27 protein-coding genes are annotated in these 25581 nt (G+C 33.6%); 19 read left to right on the top strand and 8 right to left on the bottom strand.

The genetic code is table 11. The features are described from left to right. Nucleotides 1–9: 9 nt before the first annotated feature. The 5 genes from Q0871_RS02190 to Q0871_RS02170 are packed head-to-tail and all read left to right on the top strand — an operon-like array spanning nt 10 to nt 3896. Nucleotides 10–1065, top strand: coding sequence for a type III polyketide synthase (locus tag Q0871_RS02190; RefSeq protein ID WP_299317360.1), 1056 nt, complete (start codon nt 10–12; stop codon nt 1063–1065). Between the two features lie 16 nt (nt 1066–1081). Then, nucleotides 1082–1864 carry an SDR family oxidoreductase gene (locus Q0871_RS02185; RefSeq protein WP_299317359.1) on the top strand — a complete coding sequence of 261 codons (783 nt, stop codon included), beginning with the start codon at nt 1082–1084 and terminating at the stop codon, nt 1862–1864. Between the two features lie 12 nt (nt 1865–1876). After that, complete coding sequence (locus Q0871_RS02180; protein ID WP_299317942.1) at nt 1877–2326, top strand: FabA/FabZ family ACP-dehydratase; 450 nt, start codon at nt 1877–1879, stop codon at nt 2324–2326. Continuing rightward, nucleotides 2319–3596 (top strand): beta-ketoacyl synthase, encoded by a 1278-nt coding sequence (locus Q0871_RS02175; RefSeq protein ID WP_299317356.1) that lies wholly within the window; start codon nt 2319–2321, stop codon nt 3594–3596. The genes Q0871_RS02180 and Q0871_RS02175 overlap by 8 nt, the downstream gene beginning before the upstream one ends. Nucleotides 3597–3641: 45 nt before the next feature. Then, on the top strand, nt 3642–3896 hold the full coding sequence (locus tag Q0871_RS02170) for an acyl carrier protein (protein ID WP_299317354.1): 255 nt from the start codon (nt 3642–3644) through the stop codon (nt 3894–3896). A gap of 23 nt (nt 3897–3919) precedes the next feature. Here the strand turns inward: Q0871_RS02170 and Q0871_RS02165 are convergent, their stop codons facing one another. Continuing rightward, nucleotides 3920–4858: a TerC family protein gene (locus tag Q0871_RS02165; protein WP_299317352.1), complete on the bottom strand. Its 939-nt coding sequence runs from the start codon at nt 4856–4858 to the stop codon at nt 3920–3922. A 475-nt stretch (nt 4859–5333) separates the two neighbouring features. Here Q0871_RS02165 and Q0871_RS02160 point away from each other — a divergent pair, with 475 nt between their 5' ends. Continuing rightward, the gene (locus tag Q0871_RS02160) at nt 5334–5624 is read left to right on the top strand and encodes a hypothetical protein (protein ID WP_299317350.1); all 291 of its coding nucleotides are present in this window, start codon (nt 5334–5336) and stop codon (nt 5622–5624) included. Between the two features lie 12 nt (nt 5625–5636). Here the strand turns inward: Q0871_RS02160 and raiA are convergent, their stop codons facing one another. Continuing rightward, nucleotides 5637–5939 carry a ribosome-associated translation inhibitor RaiA gene (raiA, locus tag Q0871_RS02155; RefSeq protein ID WP_073244581.1) on the bottom strand — a complete coding sequence of 101 codons (303 nt, stop codon included), beginning with the start codon at nt 5937–5939 and terminating at the stop codon, nt 5637–5639. A gap of 231 nt (nt 5940–6170) precedes the next feature. Here raiA and Q0871_RS02150 point away from each other — a divergent pair, with 231 nt between their 5' ends. The 6 genes from Q0871_RS02150 to Q0871_RS02125 all read left to right on the top strand — a co-directional run bounded on the left by Q0871_RS02150 (nt 6171) and on the right by Q0871_RS02125 (nt 9947). Beyond that, a complete protein-coding gene (locus Q0871_RS02150; RefSeq protein ID WP_299317345.1) occupies nt 6171–6485 on the top strand; it encodes a hypothetical protein in 315 nt (104 codons plus the stop codon). Nucleotides 6486–6602: 117 nt separating this feature from the next. Next, nucleotides 6603–6929, top strand: a complete 327-nt coding sequence (locus Q0871_RS02145) for a hypothetical protein (protein WP_299317343.1) — start codon at nt 6603–6605, stop codon at nt 6927–6929. A 55-nt stretch (nt 6930–6984) separates the two neighbouring features. Next, nucleotides 6985–7527 carry a DUF4251 domain-containing protein gene (locus tag Q0871_RS02140; RefSeq protein ID WP_299317340.1) on the top strand — a complete coding sequence of 181 codons (543 nt, stop codon included), beginning with the start codon at nt 6985–6987 and terminating at the stop codon, nt 7525–7527. A 150-nt stretch (nt 7528–7677) separates the two neighbouring features. Then, nucleotides 7678–8106, top strand: coding sequence for a peptidylprolyl isomerase (locus Q0871_RS02135; protein WP_282117946.1), 429 nt, complete (start codon nt 7678–7680; stop codon nt 8104–8106). Nucleotides 8107–8199: 93 nt separating this feature from the next. Next, nucleotides 8200–8706, top strand: coding sequence for a TlpA disulfide reductase family protein (locus Q0871_RS02130; protein ID WP_299317336.1), 507 nt, complete (start codon nt 8200–8202; stop codon nt 8704–8706). Beyond that, on the top strand, nt 8706–9947 hold the full coding sequence (locus tag Q0871_RS02125; protein ID WP_299317334.1) for a hypothetical protein: 1242 nt from the start codon (nt 8706–8708) through the stop codon (nt 9945–9947). The genes Q0871_RS02130 and Q0871_RS02125 overlap by 1 nt, the downstream gene beginning before the upstream one ends. On the opposite strand, the gene Q0871_RS02120 is transcribed toward Q0871_RS02125, so the two are convergent. Together Q0871_RS02120 and Q0871_RS02115 are read right to left on the bottom strand one after the other, a co-directional pair. After that, nucleotides 9940–10410, bottom strand: coding sequence for an FKBP-type peptidyl-prolyl cis-trans isomerase (locus Q0871_RS02120; protein WP_299317332.1), 471 nt, complete (start codon nt 10408–10410; stop codon nt 9940–9942). The genes Q0871_RS02125 and Q0871_RS02120 overlap by 8 nt on opposite strands. A 94-nt stretch (nt 10411–10504) precedes the next feature. After that, complete coding sequence (locus Q0871_RS02115) at nt 10505–10702, bottom strand: hypothetical protein (RefSeq protein WP_299317330.1); 198 nt, start codon at nt 10700–10702, stop codon at nt 10505–10507. Nucleotides 10703–10939: 237 nt separating this feature from the next. Here Q0871_RS02115 and Q0871_RS02110 point away from each other — a divergent pair, with 237 nt between their 5' ends. The 3 genes from Q0871_RS02110 to Q0871_RS02100 all read left to right on the top strand — a co-directional run bounded on the left by Q0871_RS02110 (nt 10940) and on the right by Q0871_RS02100 (nt 12229). After that, nucleotides 10940–11134 (top strand): cold-shock protein, encoded by a 195-nt coding sequence (locus tag Q0871_RS02110; protein WP_299317327.1) that lies wholly within the window; start codon nt 10940–10942, stop codon nt 11132–11134. Nucleotides 11135–11313: 179 nt separating this feature from the next. After that, nucleotides 11314–11751: a hypothetical protein gene (locus tag Q0871_RS02105; RefSeq protein ID WP_299317324.1), complete on the top strand. Its 438-nt coding sequence runs from the start codon at nt 11314–11316 to the stop codon at nt 11749–11751. Between the two features lie 169 nt (nt 11752–11920). Then, nucleotides 11921–12229 carry a hypothetical protein gene (locus Q0871_RS02100; RefSeq protein WP_299317321.1) on the top strand — a complete coding sequence of 103 codons (309 nt, stop codon included), beginning with the start codon at nt 11921–11923 and terminating at the stop codon, nt 12227–12229. 324 nt (nt 12230–12553) lie between these two features. On the opposite strand, the gene Q0871_RS02095 is transcribed toward Q0871_RS02100, so the two are convergent. Continuing rightward, nucleotides 12554–13126 (bottom strand): hypothetical protein, encoded by a 573-nt coding sequence (locus Q0871_RS02095; RefSeq protein ID WP_299317319.1) that lies wholly within the window; start codon nt 13124–13126, stop codon nt 12554–12556. Nucleotides 13127–13206: 80 nt separating this feature from the next. Here Q0871_RS02095 and Q0871_RS18710 point away from each other — a divergent pair, with 80 nt between their 5' ends. Next, a complete protein-coding gene (locus Q0871_RS18710; protein ID WP_367275112.1) occupies nt 13207–13428 on the top strand; it encodes a helix-turn-helix domain-containing protein in 222 nt (73 codons plus the stop codon). 22 nt (nt 13429–13450) lie between these two features. Here the strand turns inward: Q0871_RS18710 and Q0871_RS02090 are convergent, their stop codons facing one another. Beyond that, the gene (locus Q0871_RS02090; protein ID WP_299317317.1) at nt 13451–14161 is read right to left on the bottom strand and encodes a hypothetical protein; all 711 of its coding nucleotides are present in this window, start codon (nt 14159–14161) and stop codon (nt 13451–13453) included. 8 nt (nt 14162–14169) lie between these two features. Then, nucleotides 14170–18177: a T9SS type A sorting domain-containing protein gene (locus Q0871_RS02085; RefSeq protein WP_299317314.1), complete on the bottom strand. Its 4008-nt coding sequence runs from the start codon at nt 18175–18177 to the stop codon at nt 14170–14172. A gap of 261 nt (nt 18178–18438) precedes the next feature. Here Q0871_RS02085 and Q0871_RS02080 point away from each other — a divergent pair, with 261 nt between their 5' ends. After that, nucleotides 18439–19002, top strand: coding sequence for a tyrosine-type recombinase/integrase (locus Q0871_RS02080; protein WP_299317311.1), 564 nt, complete (start codon nt 18439–18441; stop codon nt 19000–19002). A 35-nt stretch (nt 19003–19037) separates the two neighbouring features. Here Q0871_RS02080 and Q0871_RS02075 read toward each other — a convergent pair whose 3' ends face one another. Further along, nucleotides 19038–22394 carry a TM0106 family RecB-like putative nuclease gene (locus Q0871_RS02075; protein ID WP_299317308.1) on the bottom strand — a complete coding sequence of 1119 codons (3357 nt, stop codon included), beginning with the start codon at nt 22392–22394 and terminating at the stop codon, nt 19038–19040. A gap of 241 nt (nt 22395–22635) precedes the next feature. Between Q0871_RS02075 and Q0871_RS02070 the strand changes: the two genes are divergently transcribed. After that, complete coding sequence (locus Q0871_RS02070; protein ID WP_299317306.1) at nt 22636–24600, top strand: AAA family ATPase; 1965 nt, start codon at nt 22636–22638, stop codon at nt 24598–24600. Then, nucleotides 24578–25570: a hypothetical protein gene (locus Q0871_RS02065; protein ID WP_299317303.1), complete on the top strand. Its 993-nt coding sequence runs from the start codon at nt 24578–24580 to the stop codon at nt 25568–25570. The genes Q0871_RS02070 and Q0871_RS02065 overlap by 23 nt, the downstream gene beginning before the upstream one ends. Nucleotides 25571–25581: the final 11 nt, after the last annotated feature.

Raw genomic sequence — 25581 nt, 5'->3', positions numbered from 1 at the left:
AGAATAGCTATGAATTATACAAGAATTGTTAGTGTTACAAAAGAATTACCACCGTATTCTAGAAATACAAAAGATATCATTCCCCTTGTAGAGTTTTGGCTAAGTGGTCAAGAGGAACGCTTTTCTCGTAAGGTCGTTAAGATTTTTGAAGGTGCTGCAGTAGATAAAAGGTTCTCTATTATGCCACCTGAAGATGTATTTGTAACTACTTCTTTTGAAGATAAGAACAAAATTTATAGTAAAGAAGCCAAGCGAATGGGTGCTAACGTACTTAGAAATGCACTTCAGAAAAGCGATTGGGAAGCTTCATCCATTGATTATATTATTACGGTAAGTTGCACAGGTATTATGATACCGTCTTTAGATGCGTATTTGATAAATGAATTAGGGTTGCGTCAAGATGTGGTAAGACTTCCAGTGACTGAAATGGGTTGCGCTGCGGGAGTATCTGGGCTCATATATGCCCATAATTTCTTAAAATCCAATCCTGGTAAGCGTATTGCATTGGTTTCTGTTGAGAGTCCGACGGCAACATTTCAACTCCAAGATTATTCTATGGCAAATATGGTAAGTGCGGCTATTTTTGGTGATGGTGCGGCTTGTGTACTATTATCATCCGAAGAAGATGCTGTAGGACCAAAAATAATAGGAGAAGAAATGTATCACTTTAAAGATGCTACGCAAATGATGGGTTTCGATTTAACCAATCATGGTTTAAAAATGATTCTTGATCCGGCAGTACCTGAAACGATATCGAATCATTTTGCCGATATCGTACATCCGTTCTTAGAAAAGTATGGCAGTGATATTCAAAAGGTGGACCATTTAATTTTTCATCCCGGAGGAAAGAAAATAGTACAAACTGTAGAATCGCTTTTTGGTGCTTTAGGTAAAAATATTGATGATACCCGAGAGGTATTACGTCTTTATGGAAACATGAGTAGTGCTACTGTTTTATACGTGTTAGAGCGTTTTTTAGAAAAGGATATAACAGCCGGTGAGCAAGGGCTGATATTAAGTTTTGGTCCCGGTTTCTCTGCACAACGCGTATTGATAGAATGGTAGCATCTAAATAAAAATTATGAAAAATACCTATTGGGCTTTAATATTAGGCGGAAGTAGCGGACTCGGACTAGCTACGGCAAAGAAATTGGCTAGTCACGGTTACCATATTTTAATTATGCACCGAGATCGACGTGCAGTTATGGATGAGATTGAAAAAGGATTCGATGAAATTCGTGCCTTTGGAAATGAATTGATAGCCATGAATGTAGATGTATTGAATGCTGAAAAACGCGAAGATATTATTTCTAATATTCAGCAACAGTTACCAGAAGGGCATCAAATAAAAGTATTGATACATAGTGTAGCTAAAGGAACGCTTAAGCCCATGTATTCTGAAAGTAGACCAACCTTGGTCGATACCGATTTTAGAATCACTTTCGATGCCATGGCTTTAAGCTTATATGATTGGACAAAAGCACTGGTTACGGCAAATTTATTTGCAGACGATACGCGTATAGTTTCATTTACAAGTGAAGGTAATAAGAAAGCATTACCAAATTATAGTGCTGTTTCGGTGGCTAAAGTAGCTTTAGAAGCACTAACCAGAAGTATTGCGTTAGAGTTTGCACCTATTGGTATAAAAGCAAACTGTATACAAGCAGGTATTACTATGACCAAATCGTTATCAATGATTCCCGGTTACGAGCGAATTAAAGAAAATGCCTTAAAAAGAAATCCGCAGAACCGTTTAACAACTCCCGAAGACGTTGCAAATGCAGTGTATTTGTTAACTATGAATGAAGCAAAATGGATTACGGGAACCGTCATAAAAGTTGATGGCGGCGAAAGTTTGATGTAACATTTATAGATGATGAAAGAATCTTATAATTGGATATTGAAGCAACTACCGTATTCAGAGCCTTTTCTATTTGTGGAAGAGATATTAAATATTAATGATAAAGGCGTGGAAGGTGCTTATCAGTTTTCGCCCGATGCAGATTTTTATAAAGGGCATTTTAAAAACAATCCCGTTACACCAGGTGTAATTTTGACCGAATGCTCCGCGCAAATTGGCTTGGTTTGTTTGGGTATTTATTTATTGGGTGAAAAAACTAAATTGGAAAATATAGGTATAGGAATGAGTAGTTCTGAAATGGAATTTCTATTACCGGTATTTCCTGGAGAACGTGTCAAGGTAGTTTCAGAATTGGTGTATTTCAGGTTTCAAAAGCTTAAATGTGAAGTAAAAATGTATAATGAAGATGATAAACTGGTCTGTAAAGGGATTCTAGCAGGCATGATAGGTGTAGCGAATGAGTAGACGTGTAGTTATTACGGGCTTAGGAGTATGTGCACCAAATGGTGTAGGTCTTACTGATTTTACAAATGCGTTGCTAGAAGGTAAAAGCGGACTTCGGCATCAGCCAAATCTAGAAAAACTAGGTTTTGGGTGTCAGGTTGCAGGTGAGCCATTGGTGAAAGACAATCTCATTGACAATTATTTTACCCCATTAGAGCGCAGAGGATTAAATGCTACGGGAATTGTATATGGAGTAATTGCAGGAGTAGATGCTTGGAAAGATGCTGGTTTAGAAAAGAATACGACCAACGAACCAAGTTGGGATCGCGGAATCATTTTTGGTACCGGTATTTTAGGAGTAGATAAGTTTAGGGAAGCCATACATTTAATAGATGAAGGTAATGTTCGTAGACTTGGTAGCACTTCGGTGGTACAAACTATGGCAAGCGGTATAAGTGCCTATTTAGGTGGATTATTAGGTTGCGGAAATCAAGTCACTACAAACTCAGCGGCATGTACAACAGGTGCAGAAGGTATTATTATGGCATACGATCGCATTAGTCAGGGAAAAGCAGAAATTATGTTGACCGGTAGTTGTAGTGATAGTGGACCGTATGTATGGGGCGGCTTTGATGCCATGCGTATTTTACCAAGATCGTATAATGATAATCCAACCAAGGCAAGTAGACCTATGAGTGCCACTGCAGCAGGATTCATTCCTGGTAGTGGAGCAGGAGCATTGGTGTTAGAGTCCTTGGAAAGTGCCCAAAAACGAGGTGCACATATTTATGCAGAAGTACTTGGAGGTGAAATTAATAGCGGCGGACAATTAGGAGAAGGATCCATGACCGCGCCAAATAGTATTGCGGTGCAACGTTGCATACGAAATGCGGTGACTAATGCGGGTATTGATGCTTCAGATATTGATGTAATTAATGGGCATTTAACTGCAACTACGAAAGACGGACTAGAAATAGAAAACTGGAGTAAAGCACTTGGGAGAAATCATGACGATTTTCCGTATATCAATTCATTCAAGGGTTCGGTGGGTCATTGTTTGGCGGCAGCTGGTAGTATTGAAAGTGTCGCCACGATATTACAATTTAAAGAGCAGGTAGTGTTTAAGAATGTGAATTGTGATGATATACATCCAGAGATCTTAAAGTTGATATCTGATACCTGTATTCCAAGGGAAACAAATAATCATGCTCCGAAAGTTATCGCAAAAGCAAGTTTTGGATTCGGAGATGTAAATGCTTGTGTTATATTTAAGTCATTTACAAAAGAATAATCAAAACTAAAATAATACCAAAGGGTATTTTAATTGAATTAATATATGCTTAAAGAAGAAAAATACCAGAAATTGAAAGATATCATTAAAATCTATCTTCCCGAAGACGTAGCGGTTACTGATATTGAGCAAGATAGTCACTTCATGAATAATTTAAATATCAATTCTGCAAATCTTGTAGATATTGTATTAGATGTAGAAGACGCTTTCGACATTCGCTTAGAAAATGATGATATGGATAAAATGCAAACTGTCAATGATGCCATGGCAATTATCGATGCCAAGCTAGCAGAAAAGTAGCATTTTACAAATGCTTTAAAGAACTATTCTTTATCCTTAATTAACATTGATGCTAAAATTCCTGATACCAGCGCAACTGAAATAACAGTTAAAGACACCCATTCCGGTAAATGTATGTAATGGGAGAATAACATCTTTAATCCAACAAAAGCAAGAATAACTACCAAACTATAATTGATATACTTAAATTTCTCTAACATTCTAGAAATTAGAAAGTACATAGAACGCAAACCTAAAATAGCTAAGATATTCGAAGTAAATACGATAAATGGATCAGCTGTAATTGCTAGAATCGCAGGTATGCTATCTAAAGCGAAAAGAATATCGGTAAGCTCAATAACAATAAGTGCTACAAATAGGGGAGTAGCAGCATTTAGTCCCATTCTTTTCACAAAGAAATCATGACCGTGCATTGTAGAAGTTACTGGGTATATCTTTTTGATCTGTTTAAATACGAAAGAGTTCTTAGGATCAAAGTCATCATCATCACCTTTTAGCATGTTAAATGCTGTATATAATAGGAACACGCCAAACACATAAATGATCCATTCAAATTTGGTGATAAGGGCAACTCCAAAAAATATCATTAATGCTCTAAATACAATTGCACCAAGAATTCCCCAAAACAATACACGATGTTGATATAATGGCGGAATCTTAAATGATGAGAATATAACTGCAATTACAAAAACGTTGTCAACGCTTAATGAAAGTTCAATAAGGTAACCGGTAATATACTTTAAAACCGCATCGTTTGGTGTTAGTCCTGTTGGGTTGGCAATAATTTCTGCACTGAACAACCAATAGATAACGCCACTAAAGGCAAATGCAACCGTTACAAAAATAGCAGTCCAGATTCCTGCTTCTTTAGATTTAATAACATGTTCATCTTTATGAAAAACACCTAAATCTAAGGCAAGGAATATTAGAACGAAGGAAATAAAGACAATCCAGACTATCATACATAAAATTTCAAGATGCAAAGGTATTAAAAATTGACTTTACCTATTTCAATTCTTTATAATGTTGGTGAATTAGCAATGGATTTACAAGTTCATCCTATTATATTACAAATTTGAATTATTATCTCCTCATAGATTGATTTTTTAATTCAAAATTGTAACCTAAAAAAATAGAATCTAAAATTAGCGCGTATCACTGTTAAAAAACAGAGGTTAGCAACTTTATTCAACTTAACAACATTGAAGTGTAATTGAAGGTTGTTTTCTTAAAATATTGAAAATCAGATGGTTTAAGGGGGTGCTTCAGGATTATTGTATAAATTGGATGAACTAACTTCTTTATCCGATTAACTACTATTTTATTTCATATTCAAAGGAATATCGGATTTTTTATCTTAATTTTAAAGTAGAACAAGCTATTAAAATGAAAAAACTAACCATTTTTTGTGGTTTTTTGCTATGCGGTATTTTGAGCATGCAAACTGCCCAGGCACAAGACTCTTTGCAGTCAGATGCTAGAGTAAAACAACGTATGCTATTAAATCAATTTGAGTCTGATTATGTACTAACCGCTTCTGAGCGAGTGGCATTAAGACAGAGTCGTATTGCATATCAATTGCGAATGAAAGAAATATTAGATACTATAAATATATCTGATTCAAGAAGAAAACGTTTAATACAAGAATTGAAGAAAAACCCATTTTCTGAGAGGGTTCAAACGGTGATTGCCAATCACATGGTTTCTGAAGATACTATAAAACAATAAAAAAAATGCAGTCTAATGAGACTGCATTTTTGCTTTTCTTTTTTCCAATTGTCGTTGTAAATCTTCTATAGATGAAGCAATTGCAGCTTCAAAACTAGCAGAAGACGACTGTGCGAACAGGCGAGGACCTGGAGCACTCAAGCGTATATTACATACCATACCTGAATCGGGGGAAGAGGTATTCTCTTTTTTAAAGAAAACATCGGATCTTACGATAAAATCGAATTTATCCAATAGTTTCTCTAATTTCTCAGCAGCCATTATTTCTAATCGGTTGCTTGCTTTTACATCGTCGTATTCAAAATTGATATTCATAAGCTAAAAGTTTAGTTTAAGGTACTCATTTCAATGATGCATTGCAATTAAAAAAATCTTAATAATTTCAATAATTAGATTAAGAATTTCTAATCCTTTTGTTTCTATAAAGTTAGCAAAACCGGTACCAATTTAAAATTAAGTTAAACTTACACAAACATAATTTAAATATGGACTGTTTGTCTTAAATTGAAGTAAATTTCCCACAACTATGTTTTTAAATCTACGGCTATGCAGAATGTACAGAATAAATCTATGTGTTTAGGTAAATTAGAACGTTGTTACAATACGATACAACAATTTAAGGTAAGAGTAGATTCTTATTTATATGAACCAAAAACTATGGCCCTTTTTGAGACAAAAACATATTTAAAGAATAAGATTTCAAAGCTTTCTGATGCTAATGAAAAGTTGTTGAAATATATGAGGTCTTCTAAAGAATTAGTACCAGAGCAATATAAGCTGGTCAATCATCATATTAGGGAAACTTTTGAGCTCGAATTTGATTTTTTAGAGTATACCATGAGATTTAGACAACCCGTTTAACTACCTATATTTTAGTTTATTGGTCATAATTAATTTAATTTCCTGTTAAGTTTTCTGTTTTAGAGCGATTTAAAGAAAATGTTACTAATTTAGACTTAGAACACTAATGAAATTGATATGAAAATTTTTATGCGGCTAGCTATATGCTGCACATTTTTCTGTACAGGTATTTCGTACTCACAAGCGAACGATTCTACAAAAGTAAACTCGAAAGAAGAAGACGAAGGTCCGGTTATGTTTCAATTTGAACCTAATTATGAAACAGCAGTAATGCTTCAAAGAGCTGCATTACAAGAAAAAATTAGAGGATTGGATACTTTAAATATTTCTGATCGTAAACGTCAACGATTAATCAAGGCATTATATAAAGAATCTCGAAATCTTAATTTTAAAAAGTCAGTTTTAGTAAATACTGAATTTGAAGAAGAAGAGTTTGAAGATTAAATTTCATCTTTTGGCATAGATTTCGTAAGTTATTAGGTGATTTAAAATAACACTTATGAGAAGCTCATTTATATTTCTATTCACCTTTAGTATATTATTTGGCTGTTCCTCTTCAAAAACTGCAATTAGCGATTCGCATGCTATTCATGGTTTGGTAGCGTCAAAACAAATAGAATTTACGGCAACATCTGCCAACCCAACAGTCACACAAAGTTTAAATGCCGTTGCAAATAGCGGACTCATTCCGCCCGGTAGTACCATTTCACGTATAGATTTAACGGGTAATGGTAATTACCTAAAGATTTTTGGGGATAGTGTATCGGCTAACTTACCTTATTATGGAGAACGCCAATTTGGTGGTGGTTATGGTTCTGCTACAGGAATTGAGTTTAACGGGCTACCAGTTAATTATACACAGAAGTTTAATAGCGATAAGCAAAAGTATACCATTAGCTTTCAAGTAGCCGACACATCTGATCGGTATACTATTTATATTGATATCTATCCTAGCAAGTCAAGTGTTGTTTCGGTAAACATGGCAAATAGAAATACTATTCAATATAATGGGAACGTAAATGCTATCAAGGAAGATGAATAAGGTGTTCATTAAGAGGAATTTGACCTTGTTTTTCGACTTTTAATGTTAAGAAGAGGCTAAATAAGGAAGGTTTTAGCATAATCTTCGTTATTCCCTATTGAGAATAATACCTTAGCACCTCAATTAAGTTAAATAGTAGAATTTAATAGTATGAGTAAAGTAAAAGCAGATAGTCAGGTAAAAGTACATTACACAGGTAAACTAAGTAATGGTCAAATATTTGATAGTTCAGTAGATAGAGAACCTTTAGAGGTAAAATTAGGACAAGGTAGTTTAATACCAGGTTTTGAAAAGGGATTGTTAGACATGGAGGCAAACGATAAGAAAACAATCGTTATCGCTAAAGAAGATGCATACGGTGAAAAGCAAAAAGAGCTTTTTCAAACCGTTCCAAAATCAGAATTGCCACAAGAAATGGAGCCAAAAGTAGATATGGCACTTATGGCAACCAATGCAGATGGTAGTGAAAGACAATTACGTGTTGCAGAAGTAAACGAAAATGATATCGTTGTAGATGCAAACCACCCTTTAGCTGGTGAAGATTTAACCTTCGAATTAGAATTGGTTGAAGTTAAATAAGAAGTAATAGTTATTATATGAAAAACCGCCTAATAGGCGGTTTTTTTGTTTCTATGCGTGTCGGTTTCATGGCACTAAATATTATATTTGAATATGCATTTAAGAATAGTATATTTTTTAATTTTAGGGGTTGTTTTGGTTGGCTGTAAAGAAGAAAAAACCAAGACAGTAGCACCTGAAGTAATAGAAGCTGTAGTGGAAAAAATTTCCACTACAGCTTATGAAGATTTAGAAGGTAATCCTATAGAATTAAGCAATTACAAAGGTAAGCGTGTATTGTTGAACTATTGGGCAACCTGGTGCAGACCTTGTATTGAAGAAATGCCAGATATGGAGAAAGCACAGACTATTTTAGAACAAGAAAACTATGTATTTCTATTTGCATCTGATCAGTCGGTCAAGAAGATACTAGCTTTTAAAGAAGCACGCGGATTTCAATTAGATTTTATAAAATTTAACGGTGTGTATGCCGAAGAAAATGTGAGTGCCTTGCCGGCAACATTTATATATAATGAAGTAGGGGAGCAGGTATTACGTTTTGATGGCGGATTGAAGTGGGATAGTCCAGAAATGATCGAAAAACTTAGAGCAGTAAAGTAATGCGTAAAATAACGAATACCTTTTTTCTTTTTGTTGCATTCAGTTTGATGCTAGGTTGTAAAGAAGAACCTAAAAATGTACAACCGGAAGCACCGGTAATCGCGATTGTAGAAATGATTTCTCCTGCTGGCGATGCTAGTGCTTTGCCGCACTTAATGTCGAATAAAGATGTTGCATTACTTTCATGGGTAGAAATTTCTAATGATACAGTGGCGACCATGCGGTATTCAGAATTGATTGATGGCGAGTGGCAAGAGGCGCAAAATATATGTAGCGGTACAGATTGGTTTGTCAACTGGGCAGATTACCCTATGATTACCGAAAACAATGGTAATTTATGGTCTCACGTTTTAAAGAAATCCACAGAAGGTACGTATTCGTATGATGTAAAAATGAATGTGAAACCAAAGGGAGCGACAGATTGGAAGACCAATTTAGACCTGCATACCGATGGTACGCCAACCGAACATGGTTTTGTAAGTATAGTACCTTATAATAGCAATTTCTTTGTCAATTGGTTAGATGGTAGAAATACCGAAGAAAATGAAACAGGAGAACGCGGAGCCATGACTTTACGTGGCGGAGTGGTATCTACTACTGGCGAAATGTTAGAGGAGTATGAGTTGGATAATAGCACTTGCGATTGCTGCCAAACGACTTCTGTAATAACAGATAACGGACCGGTGGTAATTTATAGAGACCGCTCAGATGATGAAATTCGCGATATTAGTATTGTACGCCAGGTGAAGGGGGAGTGGTCGGCACCTAAAGTAATACATGAAGATAATTGGCAGATAAAAGGGTGTCCGGTAAACGGACCAAAAGTAGATGCCTTGGGTAATAATTTGGTCGTGGCATGGTTTACGGGTGCTTCGAATAAGCAAAAGGTTCAAATCGCTTTTTCTTCAGATGGTGGAGGGGTATTTTCAGAACCAGTTTCCGTTGCAGAAGGTACAATTATGGGGCGTGTAGATGTTCTTTGGATGGATGAAGATCAAGCAGTTGTAAGTTGGATGGAAGCCAATGACGAAACCGCATTATTTAAAGCTATGATTGTAAATAAAGACGGAACAACTTCTGAAAAACAATTGATTACGGAAATGGCAGATTCTCGAAAATCCGGATTTCCTCAGATGGAAATTGTTGAAGAAACCCTCTATTTTGCTTGGACCGAGCAAGTAGCTGCAGTTACGCAAGTACACACTGCAAAGATGTCAGTCGATGCATTTTCGTTTAATTAACCGAAATTAATTCAATATCAAAAACTAAAACAGAACCACCAGGAATACCGTTAAAATCAAAACTACCATAAGCTAAGTGAGAAGGAATAAGTAATACACCATTTCCACCTTCACTAAAAAGGGGAATACCTTCTGTCCACCCAGCAATAACTTGATCTAGACCAATTGATAATCCCTCAGTGCTTTGGTCAAAAACAGTACCATCTAAAAAATGTCCTCTATAAACAACCGTAACATTTGATGTAGTCGTTGGTTGTGCACCGTCACCTTGGTTTTCAATGATGTAATGCAAGCCCGTTGCTGTGGTTTGCGATTCTAGTTCGTTTGCTATTAAATACGCATTTATTTCTTCTTCATTTATAGCCGTATAATCAATAGCTTCGACTACCGTAGGCGTTTTGTCATCTGATGATAAGCAAGAAACCATAGTGGTTGCAAGAAAAAGTAGAACTAGATATTTCATTATTTAAATTTTTAGGGAAGATAGCAGTTGAATTACTAGTATTAATCCATCTTAAGAAGTATTTAACCAATAAGATGTTATGGCAATAAATGAACTAGGCAATAAAGGTGTTTACAGAAAACCGAACACTACAATTTTTGTAGAGGTATTTTTGAAATTTTATAGCATGAGATTGCGAGTCAAAAATAACGGCTTCGGTAATACTGTTCGCTAGAACAAGATGCCCAATAAGGTATTCTACGTAGTAGGTGTTATTTTCAGAAAGAAGAACAAAATTTGGTTTGGTCGTCACAGTAATTATTTTACGATACTAAAATAAAGCATTTATTTAAGTGATCCTAATTTTTTTGAATTTCCTTGTCAAAAGGGATGCTATTGGGGTTGCAGCTAAAGTTTATTGTGTGGTCAACACTACAACGATTACCTCATATGATGATGATATTAAAAATATAATTATGGCAGTTTTCAATTCTTGGCATCATAGTTGCATCTCTTTTAGTAATTATTAATATCAAATTATATTACATTTATGAGTACAGGAACAGTAAAATTCTTCAACGATGCTAAAGGCTTAGGATTTATTACAGAAGAAGGTTCAAACGAAGAACATTTCGTTCATATTTCAGGATTAGTTGATGAGATTCGCGAAGGCGATGAAGTTGAATTCGAACTAACCCAAGGAAAAAAAGGATTAAACGCAGTTAACGTAAAAGTTATAGATTAAACTTCAATAAGTCCGTCAGCAATGACGGACTTTTTTTTGGAAAATAGTCCAAATTCGGATGGTAGACAGCCGAGCCTATAAAATGTCTATTTTTATAAAATACACAAGGTAATTACAATCTTGTAACACCTTGTTCAAAAACGAATTATACCATTATTAACTATAAATTTTAAACACAAATGTTAGATCAATTAAAGCAAATGGCAATTGAGAAATTGCAAGAAACAATGAGCGCAAATTCTTTAAATTCTGAAGCAACTAGTGGCGCTGCAGAAGAAGGAGCATCATCACTTATCAACAGTCTTATGGAGAAAGTAGGTGCAGGAGATTTAAGTGCGGTAACAAGCTTATTTTCAAATGACGGTAATGCTACAGAAGACAGTGGTATTGTTGAAAACTTAAAAGGAAAACTAGCTGAAATACTAGAGAGCAAAGGTATGAATGCTGCAGATGCTCAGGCAGAAGCTAGCAATGTTGCACCAGGTTTAGTAGATAGCCTTAAAGAGAAGTTCGTATCGAACGAAGCTTCAGATTCAGCGTTTAGCTTAGAAGGTCTTAGCGGTTTAGTTGGTGGCGATGCCGCTAGCTTACTTGACAAAGCAAAAGGTCTTTTCTAAGAATTCAACTTAGAAGATTAGAATTAGAACCGCTCAGAAATGAGCGGTTTTTTTGTTTTTAATAGGCAGGTAATTTATTTTGCTATTATACGATATCATGAAAGAAACTTTCTTTTTTAACACAATCAATTTAATAATGTCTCGTTAGTTATATAAAATAAATTGGTTTATGAAAATTTCAATGAGTTCCCAAAAAGTAGCTGTATTGACCGAATTAGAACGAAAGCGTAAATCGGTGGAACAATTATTATTGAAATTGGAATCTTATTTATATGAACCTCAGACGCATAGTTGCTTTGAGAAAAAAGAAAACTTGAAATCAACTATTAATCGTACTGCAAATAGCACCAATTCTTTGATGTCTATTCTAAAAATGAATGATATCTCTATCATGGAAAGTATGGATGATGTAGAGCGCCAAATGGAAGAGTGCTACGAATTAGAACTAGAAGTAGCATCGTACATGTTAAACAGATAAATATAATTTTATATTATAATACAAACTGCTCAGAAATGAGCGGTTTTTTTGTTTTTAAAATTTCCGACAGTAGTAGGGTATTTAAATATTCTATGAAAGATGTTGCAACTACAAGTTATAGGAGGGTTATTACAAAGTCTATTTTACAAGTATTTACTGCTGTTTGTTCATATTGCTTGGAAAGGTCAATAAATAATATGAATTGGGTTGAATTGGAATAATAGTGTTCATATTTTATGTCCATATTTAATGCTGATAACTTTTCTTATTAATATCCAATTTAAAAACTAATACTAGAAAATTTTTAAAATACTTTCGTCAAAATTACCTTAAGATATCAATGAGTTTTCTATCAAAATTAAATGATTTGATTTTCCAAGATGATTCTCTTTCAATCCAAACTAAACCTAGTTTTTCAAGTTGGTTTATTACTTTCCATATAGCTTCATCTTCTATATTATTATTGAAAATATGTCTATAGATTAGAAATTTTGTTTTCAGATTAATAATCCCTTTTAAAACATTATGTTCCTCCTCAGACAAAAGAGCTAAATTGTAATATAGATCATTTGAAATTAAAGCATCTTTCTTATAATTTGGGGAAAATAATTTACATTTATCACATATCAGATTATTACAAACAGTTACCTCCAACAGCTGCTTTCTATCATGAATAATTATATTTGAATTAGAAGCGCACAGTGCACAGGGCTTGGCTTTAAAAATACAGTAGGAATAACTTAAAATTTCGCTGATTAATATTTTACTAGGAGTATCCTCAAACATAATTTCTTTTAAATTATACTTGAATTTTTCATTATCTATAATCCAGTATTTGTGTATAATTTTTAAAAGTTCCTCTGAAGCATTGTTAGATATAACTATTTCATAATCCATCTTATCTCTATCTTACAACAAATATAATGACATATATGTCATTATTAAAATCATGTTTTATTTAGAGATTTCATCCCACTATGGGAGGTCGTTTACGAAATGAAGAATTACTACAGAAAATTTCAACTCAGTTAAAGCATCTTAGGGATATTAAGGGTTTATCGCAAGAAGATGTATACAATGATACTGGCATACATATTTCTCGCATTGAAACTAGCAAAGTAAATATTACTGTTAGTACTTTGGAATCTCTTTGTAGTTACTTCGGAATATCCATTTATACTTTTTTTAAAGATTTCTAAATTAAAAAAGTAAGATTACTTGTTATTCAATTGAGAATTTAAATACATCCGATTTAGAATTATTATTAGTACTATCAATGGTGAGGATATACCAATAATAGGTGGAATTTGCTTCTATGTCTACTGTTATTTCACTTTGCGATGCTGACCCTATTTTATTTGTAGGTGGATTGTCAGTGCCGAAGTATATATCAAAATATTCAATATCCTCATCTATATCAGCTGCTTCCCATTGTAATGAAATGTTCCCGGATACAGCATCTACTCTTGAATTATTGGAAGGACTGACTGCCTCTGCTGGAAACGGTGCGTAATTTACAGTTGCTGGTGCCGCATTATAAAATTGCCAGATTTCACTCTCCGCTATTTTCTCGCTCATTTGAGACTTTGAGACTACATACCACCGATATGCGTTTCCCCTTTCAAGTGTAATTGCCAATTCATTTGTTACGCTTTCAAATTCTGAATCAATATTTAAATCTATATTTTCAAGATATAACTCATAACTGTCAGTATTCTCTGAAGCGTTCCATCTAAAAATCACTTCACTTTGGGCATCGTTGATTATAACTCCTTCTTGACATTCCAAATTATCTTCAGGAAATACAAGAGTAACAGCCACTGGGTCTTCAATTAACTCTATTTCTTCCTCAATAAGTGGGTCTTTCGATCCTCCACAAGAAAAAACTAATAGTATAAAGACTATAACTAGTATTCGTTTTAAAAAATCCATAGCCTATATTATTTAATAATTATTCTACGAGATTCAGAATTATTTCCTATCTCGATATTTAAATTGTAAATACCTGAAGTTAATCCGCTTACGTTAATTTTGATTGGGTCTCCATTGTTTTTTTCTATCATTTTAGCTACCATTCGTCCATCATTGGCGTATAGTGTCAAGTGAATGTTTTCGTCAAATGAATGAGGTATTTGTACCGAAACTTCATTGCCAACAACTGGGTTTGGAAAAATTAAAATTTCCGACACATCAATTAAAAACATTTCATCATAAATACCTTGACAATCTTTATCCGTTTTAATCTGGACGTTATTTTGCGTATCTGAAAGTGGCAAAATAATTTCTTCAGAAGTTGTTTGGTAAATTACATCGTTGATAGATATCGTATAATTTTCTCCACCTTTCATTTTCAAAGTAATCGATTTTCCAGTATTATCAACTTTTGCATCGATATCCAATGGTTCAGGCTGTGATATATTTATATTGAAACATTGCTCAAAATTAGATTCGCCGGAAACCGTTATGCAGATGTTATAAGCTCCAGCTTCCAAATCTTGAAAAGCGACAAATGTTCTAAAATCTTTGTCGATGGTAGTACTAACGTAATTTAATGTTGCGGTATAATCCAGGTTTTCCATTGCCGTAACTAGAATACTACCATTATTGCTAGAAGCACAGGTTTCACCTACTACCTGAATGGAAAAATTGGTATTGGGCAAACTGAATTTTACACAGCCCGAATTATCTATGTCTGTACCTAAAGGTGTTTCTGTGCAATTATCTAGATTATTGGTAACTCCGTCACCATCAATATCATCATCACATTGATCTCCAATTCCATCATTATCAAAATCAGGACTGTTTGGTTCTGAAATAACCACTTCATTTGAAACAACACATCCATTGAAGTCTCTACACCACACAGTATAATTGCCGGGAGCTATATCATTAAACTCGTTGCTTAATAAAAATGTAGTTCCATCTACACTATATTCATGTGGCAATGTCCCACCCATAGCATTTATTGAAATGTTACCGTCATTTAGCCCTTTACAGCTAATATCAGTAACGGTAGTATTAGCCATTAGAACTATAGGTTCTGTTATTGTTAATGTTTCGGAAATTACACTACAGCCATTCATGTCAATAGTTTCAATAACGTATTGATTTGGTATAAGGTTTTCAAATAAGTTTGATTGTTGTAAATCACCTCCATTTATACGATATTGGTAGGGAGCATTTCCATTAGTCGCAAATACTTCTATCTGACCATTGTTAGCTCCAAAACAAGATGCATCGGTTACTTCAAAAGTAGTTTCGATAGTAAGGGCTTCCAGAATGGTAATATTGAAGAATGATTCTTCGCCATTATTATCAATAACTTTTGTGATATAATTACCTGGACCAAAGTCACCGAAGGTATTATTCGGCTGAGAAATAATTAGTGGGTTAGAGTTTTCATCCCACAATTCGTATAGATAAGGTTCAGCTCCTCCGTTAGCGACAACTTCAATAATCGCATCATTCGCACTTGGACATGAAATTAGATTTATTATTTCCGCTGTAGAACTTAGGAGTTCGCTTTCGTCAACAAACTCAGTATTAACAGTGTTTGTGAAAATAGGTGGATTGAAATCAAAATAAATACTTGCTTGTCCATCGATTAAATCACCCACTGCTACATTTGATTTAGGTTTGATTTTAAATGCTATATATCCATGACTTTCAGGTTCGTTAGACGTGCTATCAGGTAGTTGAATGTTCTCAAAAAGAAATTCAACATATTTACCGTCTGTTATAGTTGTGGTATTACCATGGCTCGATGAAAGCGGGGTAAAGGTTTCCCAATCCAAATCAGCATCTAACTCATGGTCAATTCTCACATTTATAGCTGAGGCTGTTCCTGTATTTTGAAAACGTATTACGTAATTTAAATAAGCTTCTACATTGTCAATATGCACCTCTTCGCCTTCTAAAACCGTAATATCGTTTGGGTCATAAGAGCCTATTATGGTTTGTTCAAGGGTAAACGTATTGTCTTCTTCAGTGAAATCGCCAGTTAGTGGATTTACTGTGGCTGTAAAATTCAGTACATCATTTAAGTTTACTGTAGGTGGGGGAGGAATATCAAATTTGATAGTAATTTTTTTAGTTTCCAAAGCTTTAAAATTTTCAAATTCGAATTCCAATGAATTTAGATTTTGAACACTAGGTGATTCGGAAGCTTCTAAAAAAGTAAGTAGTTGATTAAAATTTAGTTGAACATTTATATTTTTAGCTAAGGTTCCAGCATTATTAATAATTAAAGCATACGTTGTATTAAAACCTGCTCTTGCCTCTCTAATTGGTATAAAACTTATATTTAAATCACTAATGTTCTGCTCGCTGCTAATACAGAACGAAGCATCTATTTGTTTGCCAGTATCAGTAAAAGTTGTCTCTTGAAAATTTGGTGACACATTAAAATAATCTGGCAAATCATGTACTACTGAAGTTTGATATTGACCCTCGTCCACACGGTAACGATAAAATCCATCTTCCGAAGTAAAAGTTATAATACTGTCATTCTCAGATTTTAATAACATTTTTAGATATTGAACACCTGTATCATTTTGAGAACAGCCATTATTTAAAATATCAAATCTGACATTCCCTTTTATTTCATTAGTATCATATAAATATTCTTTTTGCGGTTCGTGAATGATATTTACAGGGCCGTAATAATATACGTTTGTATTATCTTGATTGGTCAAAATATTTTCCATGTTCTCTTGAGAGAAAACATTTTCTGAAATATCAATATATTCAATGTTTTCGTAAAATAAAGGAACATCACCAACAAATAAATTCCCATTTAAGCTAACTCTTCTTAAATCTCGTAGGTTAATTACTTCTTCTGGTATTGAGCCTTGAAATCGATTGTCGTTAACATATAAAACCTCCAAATTACTCAGGGTAGTCAATGTTATTGGGAAACCACCTTCAAAATTATTTTTCGCAACACTAAACTCCCTTAAAATATTGAGTTGAGATAGTTCTGCAGGTAGGTTTCCATGAAAATTATTTTCAGATAAATAAAGTCTTTGCAAAGAACTTAAATTTCCTATTTCTGCAGGTAATTCTCCATGAAACCCATTTCCATATAAGTTTAAATAATTCAAGTTTGAAAGTAGTCCTAGTTCAATAGGTAGAGTACCCGAAAAGGAGTTACCTCCTAATCTTAATATTCTTAATCCGGTCATATTACCAATACTATTATCAAGTTCACCTGAAAGTTGGTTTTGAGTTAAGTTTAATTCTCTTAAATTGTTAAGACTAGATAGTTGTAAAAGAAAATTTCCTTCAAGATTATTATTTGTAAGGTTGAGAATTCCAAGTGTATTCAGTTGGTCAAAAGTTTGTGGAATTTCTCCAGTAAAATCATTATATCCTAGATTCAAATCATAAATACTAGGCAAAAGACTAAAGCTATTTGGCAATTCACCCGTAAAATCATTATTACTAAGATTCAATTCCGTTAAACTTGCCATCGTACTGATTCCCTCTGGAATTTGACCACTTAAGTTATTTTGATTTAAGTACAGCCTAATTAAATTCGTTAGTTGACCGATTTCTTCAGGCAGAGATCCTACAAGCTTATTTCTACTAAGATTAATGAATTTTATATTATTAAGACTTCCTATTTCGGCAGGTATTGACCCTACTAAATTTGGGTTTCCATAAATAACCATGTCAGTAAGCATATCTAAATCTCCCAATTCCTCGGGAAGCTCACCATCTAAATAATTATTAAATCCTAGCAATAGTTTAATAACTCTTCCTTCAGAGTTAGTTGTAACCCCATACCATTCATCAACTTGGTCACTTAAATTCCATTTGTATTTCCAATTTTCTCCATTTGTTGCATTATATAAGGCAATTAATGCTTCTCTGTCGGTACCTGCATCATTTTGAGCATAAAGAGAAAATGACAAGATGAAAATTATGAAAATTAATATTTGTTTCATAAAATTTAGTGGTTAGGTTTGGTGGTTATAATCTTATTAAACTATTCTAACGAGATAATTATATAAATATTTCTATTTCTTACTGAGTCCCATATTTATTTAGCTCAATTACAACGATAAATAAATTAGTCCCTGTGAAACAACCATAATTAACTCTTTACAAAATCTGTATTTTGTAAAGAGTTTGTAAATTTTGAATTATATTACATTGGGATTAGCGAATATTAAAAATCACACACCAACGGGCGAAATGTAAAGAGTATGAAAAATGTAACTACAGATGAACATGAAAGGACTAAAGACTATTTAAGTGACTCAGAAATGAAGTTGCTTCTTCAAGCTTCAAAACAAACCCGATATCCAAAAAGGAATTACATTTTGTTACTTATGATTTATCGACATGGATTGCGAGTAAGTGAAGCTGTAAACTTGAAAAAATCAGATGTAAATCTAAAAGAGTCTAGAGTTTGGATAAATAGATTAAAAAATGGTCTTTCAGTAGAGCATCCTATTTCTGGTGATGAATTAAGAGCGATAAAACGTTATTTAACTTCTCGAAAAGATAATCTACCCTGGTTGTTTGTAAATGAAAGAGGATTACCATTAACCAGACAAGCTGTAAATTATATTACAACATCAGTAGGGGAGAAGGCAGATTTACCAAGTGTTCATCCGCATACTTTAAGGCATTCTTGTGGCTTTTATTTAGCTAACAAAGGCTACGACTTAAGATTAATACAAGATTACTTAGGGCATCGAGACCCCAAGCATACCGCACATTATACTAGAGTAGTTAGTAGTAGGTTTGAAAAACTCTGGAGCTAACTTTACGAATATCTTATTATTTTTCATTCTAAAGTTTACTTTGAAAGTTCCTTAAACCGGCAAAAAGCATTAGCTAACTTTATTTGATGCGGACTTTTACATTCAGCTTCAAAAATAGATGGATTTGCCACCATAATAAAACATGTTCGAGCCCTTGAAACTGCTACATTAAATCGATTCGGGCTAAATAGGAACTCCATTCCACGCGGGGCTTCTTCTAAGCTTGATGTTGCTACTGAATAAATAACTACTGGAGCTTCCTGACCTTGAAATTTATCAACAGTACCAACTTCTAAGGCAGGTAACCTTTTTTTAATAGCCTGTACTTGCGCATTATAAGGAGTTATTATTTTTATTTCACTAGTGGTAAGTATAGCTTCCTTTTTCTCTTCATTAATATAAGTTACTTTTCCACTTGTAAGGTGTGTTACAATTTCGATTATTTTCTCAACTTCTTCAGAAGATGAGTTTGTATTTCCGTCATGCTCAACTTCTTCAAGATACATTCCAGCTCCGGCATACTTTGAGCCTATTATTTGCTGTGCATCAAGATGCTTTTTTGATTTTAATTTACCCTCATAAAAGAGTTCAGATACGAAAGTATTGATTGATGAATGCATGCGCCAGGTTTCTGCCAAGAATACTCCTTGATAATCAGAAATAGTTTTTTCGCCCTTTAATACATTTTCAAGTGCAGATACCTCTGTACCGTCTGGATGCACACCTTGCTGTGGCTGTTTTAGCTGTTGTGGATCACCTAACAAAACAAGATTGGAGCAACTATGTGAAACAGCTAGAGTATCAATCAAAGATAATTGACCTGCTTCATCAACAATAAGATAATCCACACTGTTTTGATAAGTTGGTTTGCTCCACATGAAAGATGTTCCGGCTATAACGTCAAAATTGCCAATTGCTTTTTGGATAGGACTCTCATCTTTAACCAATGTCCATGGTCTACTTTCTTCAGAATCCATTTTAACCTTTTGCATCATTTTAATACTAATACCTTCCTTTTGAGCTGTCTCCCAAATTTTCGTTAGCAAGTTAGAGATGACCTTGTGACTAAGAGCTGTAACACCTATTTTCTTGCCATTTTTAATCAATCTAACAACAAGGTGGCTTCCAGTAAAACTTTTGCCGGTCCCTGGAGGACCTTGAACAGGCAGATAACTATGGTCTAGCTTAGATGCAAAATCATATGTTTTTTCAATAAGTTCTTCAAAATGTGTTTTATCTTCAATTATGCTCTGAGGACTATTCATCAGCAATTGCCTAGCTGCCCTGTATGACTCATCATCGCAATCCATTCCATTATCAACCACCCATTCTGCAAGTTTTATAATAGATTCTTCTTTTACACTAGAATTTACGCTTTCCAAACTGATAACCGAAATTGGGTGTGGTAAATCAATTTTAGATGGACCTTTTTTAATTCGGAGAACACCCGCTTCAACATCAATCTCATGAATGGTGCCTATTTTATTGTTTTCTTGGTCCTCCAAGGATTGATTCTGACGCAAATCACATTCCTGGGGCGGAAATTTATATTTATCTACGACGCTTCTTTTTTCAGGCTCTCGATTACCTGTATATTCTAGAAAAGAAATCGCTTTTCGTTCTTCCAAAAGTTGGTCTTCTGGTAGCTCTTTCAAACGGAAAAACTCCCACCAAAATGATTTCTTTTCTCTGCGATACCAATCCAGCATATGGGCTAGTATATATCTAGCCTGTTCAATTTCGTTTCGTTCTGTTCTTATTGAAGGTATGCCATCAAGCAAAGAATTCATTATAGGTTCTATACGTTCTTGATGAGCAGTAATGTTATCACTTGCTGCACCATCGTCATCCTCTGGTCTTGGAATGTTTTCACCTTGTTTTATTAGACTAGCACGAATCTCTTCCAACCATTCCTGAAGGCGAATTAATGATTGGCAATCATCTTGGTTATAAAGCTGTACGGCATCTTTAGTTTCCTTTGTTAATTTATCAATATTATTAGTTTGAAGAAGTAGCTCTAATTGCGTTTTATGACTTGATAGCTGTCGCAAATCCATCTTACGCTCATAACCAAAAAATACTTCTAAGTCTTTGATCGAGTACTTCTCCACACTAGCTCGAACTGACTGACGAACAACAGTATAGAGATCAACAAATGTGTGTGATCTTAAAAAGATATCAATCTCAGTTTCGCGCGATGCATACTTACCCATTAATCTTTTAAAAGCAGTGACTTCGTAAGGTGCATAATGATAAATATGAAGTGAAGGATCTACTTGTTTCTGTTTGAAAGCAAAGTCAATAAATTTCTCAAAAATCTCTTTCTCTTCTTTTTCATTTTTAGCCCAAAGCGCATGATATTCATCTTTGTATACGTAGCCAATCATATACTCAAGACCATCTGGCTCAACCATTCTGTCCCCTTCAAAATCGAGGTAAATATCATTTACAGATGGTTTTGGCAATTTGTTCAGTCCTCTGCCTTCTTCTATATCTAAGGTTTCGTATATGGGCTCAAATCCGTTTTGTCTACTTGTATATTGTAAACGTGCCTGTTCCCGAAGTTTATTAAAGGTTTCCTTTACTCCTTTTGAGGGATCAAAAGGTACAGGCAGATTTAAATTTGCAAGTTTTTCTAGGGTATCAACTTCATGTAGTTTTAATTCTTTTGCTTGGGAAGTTCCTAATCCTGCTACGAATGTCAAATGATCATCTTTTCTTCTAACCGCATTACAATTCTTCCACCATTTACAGATATCGCAATGGCTTACAGGGTTAGGGTAAGTTTCCTCTTCTTTCAAAATTGCATCTTCAAGGTTTCTTTTTACTAATCTTATGTATGCAGCATATTCATCATATCGATACTTTTCTTCTCCTTCAGGCTTTATTACACGCATATACTCTGGGGTCAGACCTTGTATTGAAGCCACACGTTCAGAATAGAGACCTATTTGCAGTATTGTACCAGCTTTAGTTTCATTTGCTAATTTGGTATCCCAAACTTCGTATGACCAATTTCCAAGAACACTTGGTCTATCAACCTTCTTTAAAAAATCAGCCCAGCCGCTCCATTTACCATCTTCCTTTAACCTTGCCTGATAAATTACATTTACACCTTTTTGCATAGCTTCAATAGTATGCTTCTCAGCATGCGGATCTTCAACACTAATTTCTGCAACAGATTTTCCTTGAGTCTTAATTTCTTGCAGGTGATTATCTTCAAATTCAATTCCTTTGTCCTGTAACATTTGAAGGACACGATTCGTGTATATCTCTGGATCTGAAATTTCTCCTCTTACATGCTGCTTGTTTAGCTGAGTAAGGTGTTTACAACTGCTATGAGAAGATAAATCAGAAGGGCTATAAGTAATTTGGTTGTTCTTATATTTCATGGAAGCAAATTAGATTCTTGAGTGTTTTGATAACATAGCAGTAATTTAAGAGTATCATTTTAAACATCATTACGGTTACCCGTAATTGCATAATGATTTAAATGTATAACTTGTACTTTAAAATTATATTTACCGCTTTTTGGTTCCTTTTTACAACTGAATTTTTAAGATAGATTATAATTTCAAACTTGCAGTATTGGATACTTTTATCATGTTTTATTAAATATTAGATAGCTCATTTATGGAACTCAAATATGTTTGGATAAAAAAATATAAAAATCTAGAAAATATAGATTTCAATTTTCAACATCCAAGCGATGATTTTTTTGAATACAATGATGGTTTTTTAAATATTAAAGAATCTAAAGTCCAATCTAAAAAAGGATTTTTTGGCATAAATATAAAGGGGCTAACAACGATTGTAGGTAAAAATGGTTCAGGAAAAACCAATCTAAGTGAGTTTTTAACATACAATTTAGCTCATGTTGGCAATGGTTTATCTACCTACATGAAAGGAGAGGGTATAATTGTTCTTAAAGATAAGATATTTGTTCAAGAGGATATCAATATAGAAAATACAGCTACCTTAAACAAAGAGGGCTATGATATTATCAAATATAAAAATGCTCCTTTAGATAAAAGTTCTGGAATGGATTGGCATTTAATGGAGAAGAACAAATTTATCTATTACTGTCCTCTAAATAGCTATCGACTTGGATATAGTGGACGTGGATTAGACAACATGATAAACATTTCATCTAGCTATTTAATTAGATATGATGTTTATGATACTCTTAAATCGGTGCTAAATGATGACATATATTCATGGCAAAAAAAAAATTCTACAGATTCATTAAGTGCTCATTTCAGAAACGAAAAATTAAGGGAATCTGACCTTATTTTAAATTATGAACCAATAAAGAAATTAATTGAGGTTCCTAAACTTATGCGCATTTCTGTAGACCATCCTACCGAGAACAACTTACTTAATGGTAGAAATTCTAGAAAGGAAGATAAAAAGACCTTACAAATAGGCAAGAATTTTCAGGAGCTATATCAAATGGATGTAGGGTTTGGATATTATTCCCTAGAGAGTTTCAAATTAGATGTTAAAACCAGAACAGGTTACGAAAAATTTGATATAAAAGCTGATGATAGAAAAAATGCTTTTAAATGGAATTTTTTAATTCAATTTTTTAAAGGCCTTCTCTTTTTTGGTGATAAAACTTTTCCAGATGACTTTTTATTCAATTTCATTTACGACCATGAATATGATTTAGAGGACAAGGCTTTATTGTCAGATTTGGAAAAATTGAAAGCGCAAACTAAAGAGCTTGTCAATTTAAATAATTGGGAAGATGTTACAGCTGAAATAATTGAAGGAAATCTGTTTTCTGACGATAAAAGGGAACTCCAAATTTATAATTTATACAGTAATTTTGAAATTGACATTGAACAAAAGAATGTCAAAGAACTTCTAATTAATCTAATCTCATCCGTTAAATCGTTTTTAAATAACCAACTAAATTTTCATTACGAGTTTTTTCATCAATTGAGTGCTGGTGAACAAAATTTGCTAAACTTCTACTCACGCTTCTATTATGCAAAAAATGAAGTGTTAAAAATTGAAAAAGATTATACAGAAGAAGTAGATGAAAGAATAGTCATTTTTATTGATGAGGGAGAAGTTGGCTATCATCCTGAATGGCAACGGTTATATTTTAATCAGGTAGTTAAATATTTAACGGACCTTTTCGAAAACAGAGAGATTCAATTATTACTTACTACACATAGCCCTTTTGTACTTTCAGATATTCCTAAAGAAAATGTTATTTTTCTAAATAAGGACAAAAAAGGAAATGCTGTAAAAGAAGAATTTGAAATGGAGAAAACCTTTGGAGCAAACATCTACTCTTTACTTGCTGATTCTTTTTTTATGGAAAATGGTACTATTGGAGAATTTGCTAAGAAAAAGATAAAATGGGTTGTTGAAATTTTAGATGCTAACGACGCCCAACTTAGTTCAGAAGTTTTAAAAGAAGTTAATTATATAATAGATAGCGTTGGTGAGCCTCTTATCAAACAACAACTAGAAATATTAAGAAATAATATTCTAAATGAGGATAAGGTAAGTACCTTGGAGAGACAGGTTCGAGAGTTGAAAAATGAAATAAGAAAACGAGATGATAACGATAAAGACCAATAAAAAAACTGTCGATGAATTTGCTGACTTATTACTTACTTCAAAGGGTAAGTATGTTTCTGTTCGTAAAAGAATTGATGGCTGGCTGGCAGCTCATGTAGGTCATGCAGATGAGGATATTTTTAAATATCTACAAAAGGACTTAAAAAAAATCATCATATCAAAACCCGTTGCACTTGAATCTATAATAAATGATTTCAAGGTTAAAGGTTACCAAGCAAGAATTCTAGATTCTAAGGGTAAACTCAATTTAATAGGGGAGGAACTAAAAGACTGTTTTCGTTATAAAAATTTCAGGGCGAGTAAGAAGGCTCATTGGTTATCTGCCCAATTAAATATTAAATCATGTGTCTATTGTAATACCCAATATTCCTTAACTGTAAAGCAGAAAAGCGGTACTAAAATGCTTTTTCATTTAGATCATTTTTTTTCTAAAGAACTCTATCCGTATTTGAGCCTATCTTTTTACAATCTTATTCCATGTTGTGCTAGTTGTAATATGGGCAAGTCAGATAAATCATTTAAACTTTCAGAAAGTATTCATCCATATATTGAAAGTTTAGACGAGATTGCAAAATATGGTACCGAACCAGCTAGTCTGGTTAAGTTTCTTTTGGATATCAATAAGAATGAGAATGAAATTAAGTTATTGCTTGAAATTCGAAATCAACATTTGGGCGATAAAAAGCTTCAAAAAAAATTAGATAATTATAAAGAAGATTTTAATATTGAAGATCAGTATGCACAGTTTAAAGATGTTGTTGCTGAAACTTATCTAAAATCACTTTACTATAATAAATACCGAAGAGAAGAATTAATAAAATTCTTTAAGAAAAAACACAAACAAGTTTTATCTGATGATATGATAAAGAGGTTTGTTGTTGGCAATTATACCGATAGCAAAGATTTATTGAAAAGACCATTAGCTAAAATGACAAAAGATATTAGTGAAGATTTCTTCACTCATTTTTAATTTAAAAATAC

It is taken from the genome of uncultured Maribacter sp., from assembly GCF_947500985.1.
Taxonomy (GTDB): Bacteria; Bacteroidota; Bacteroidia; order Flavobacteriales; family Flavobacteriaceae; genus Maribacter.
This window is presented reverse-complemented; position numbering and strand designations above follow the sequence as displayed.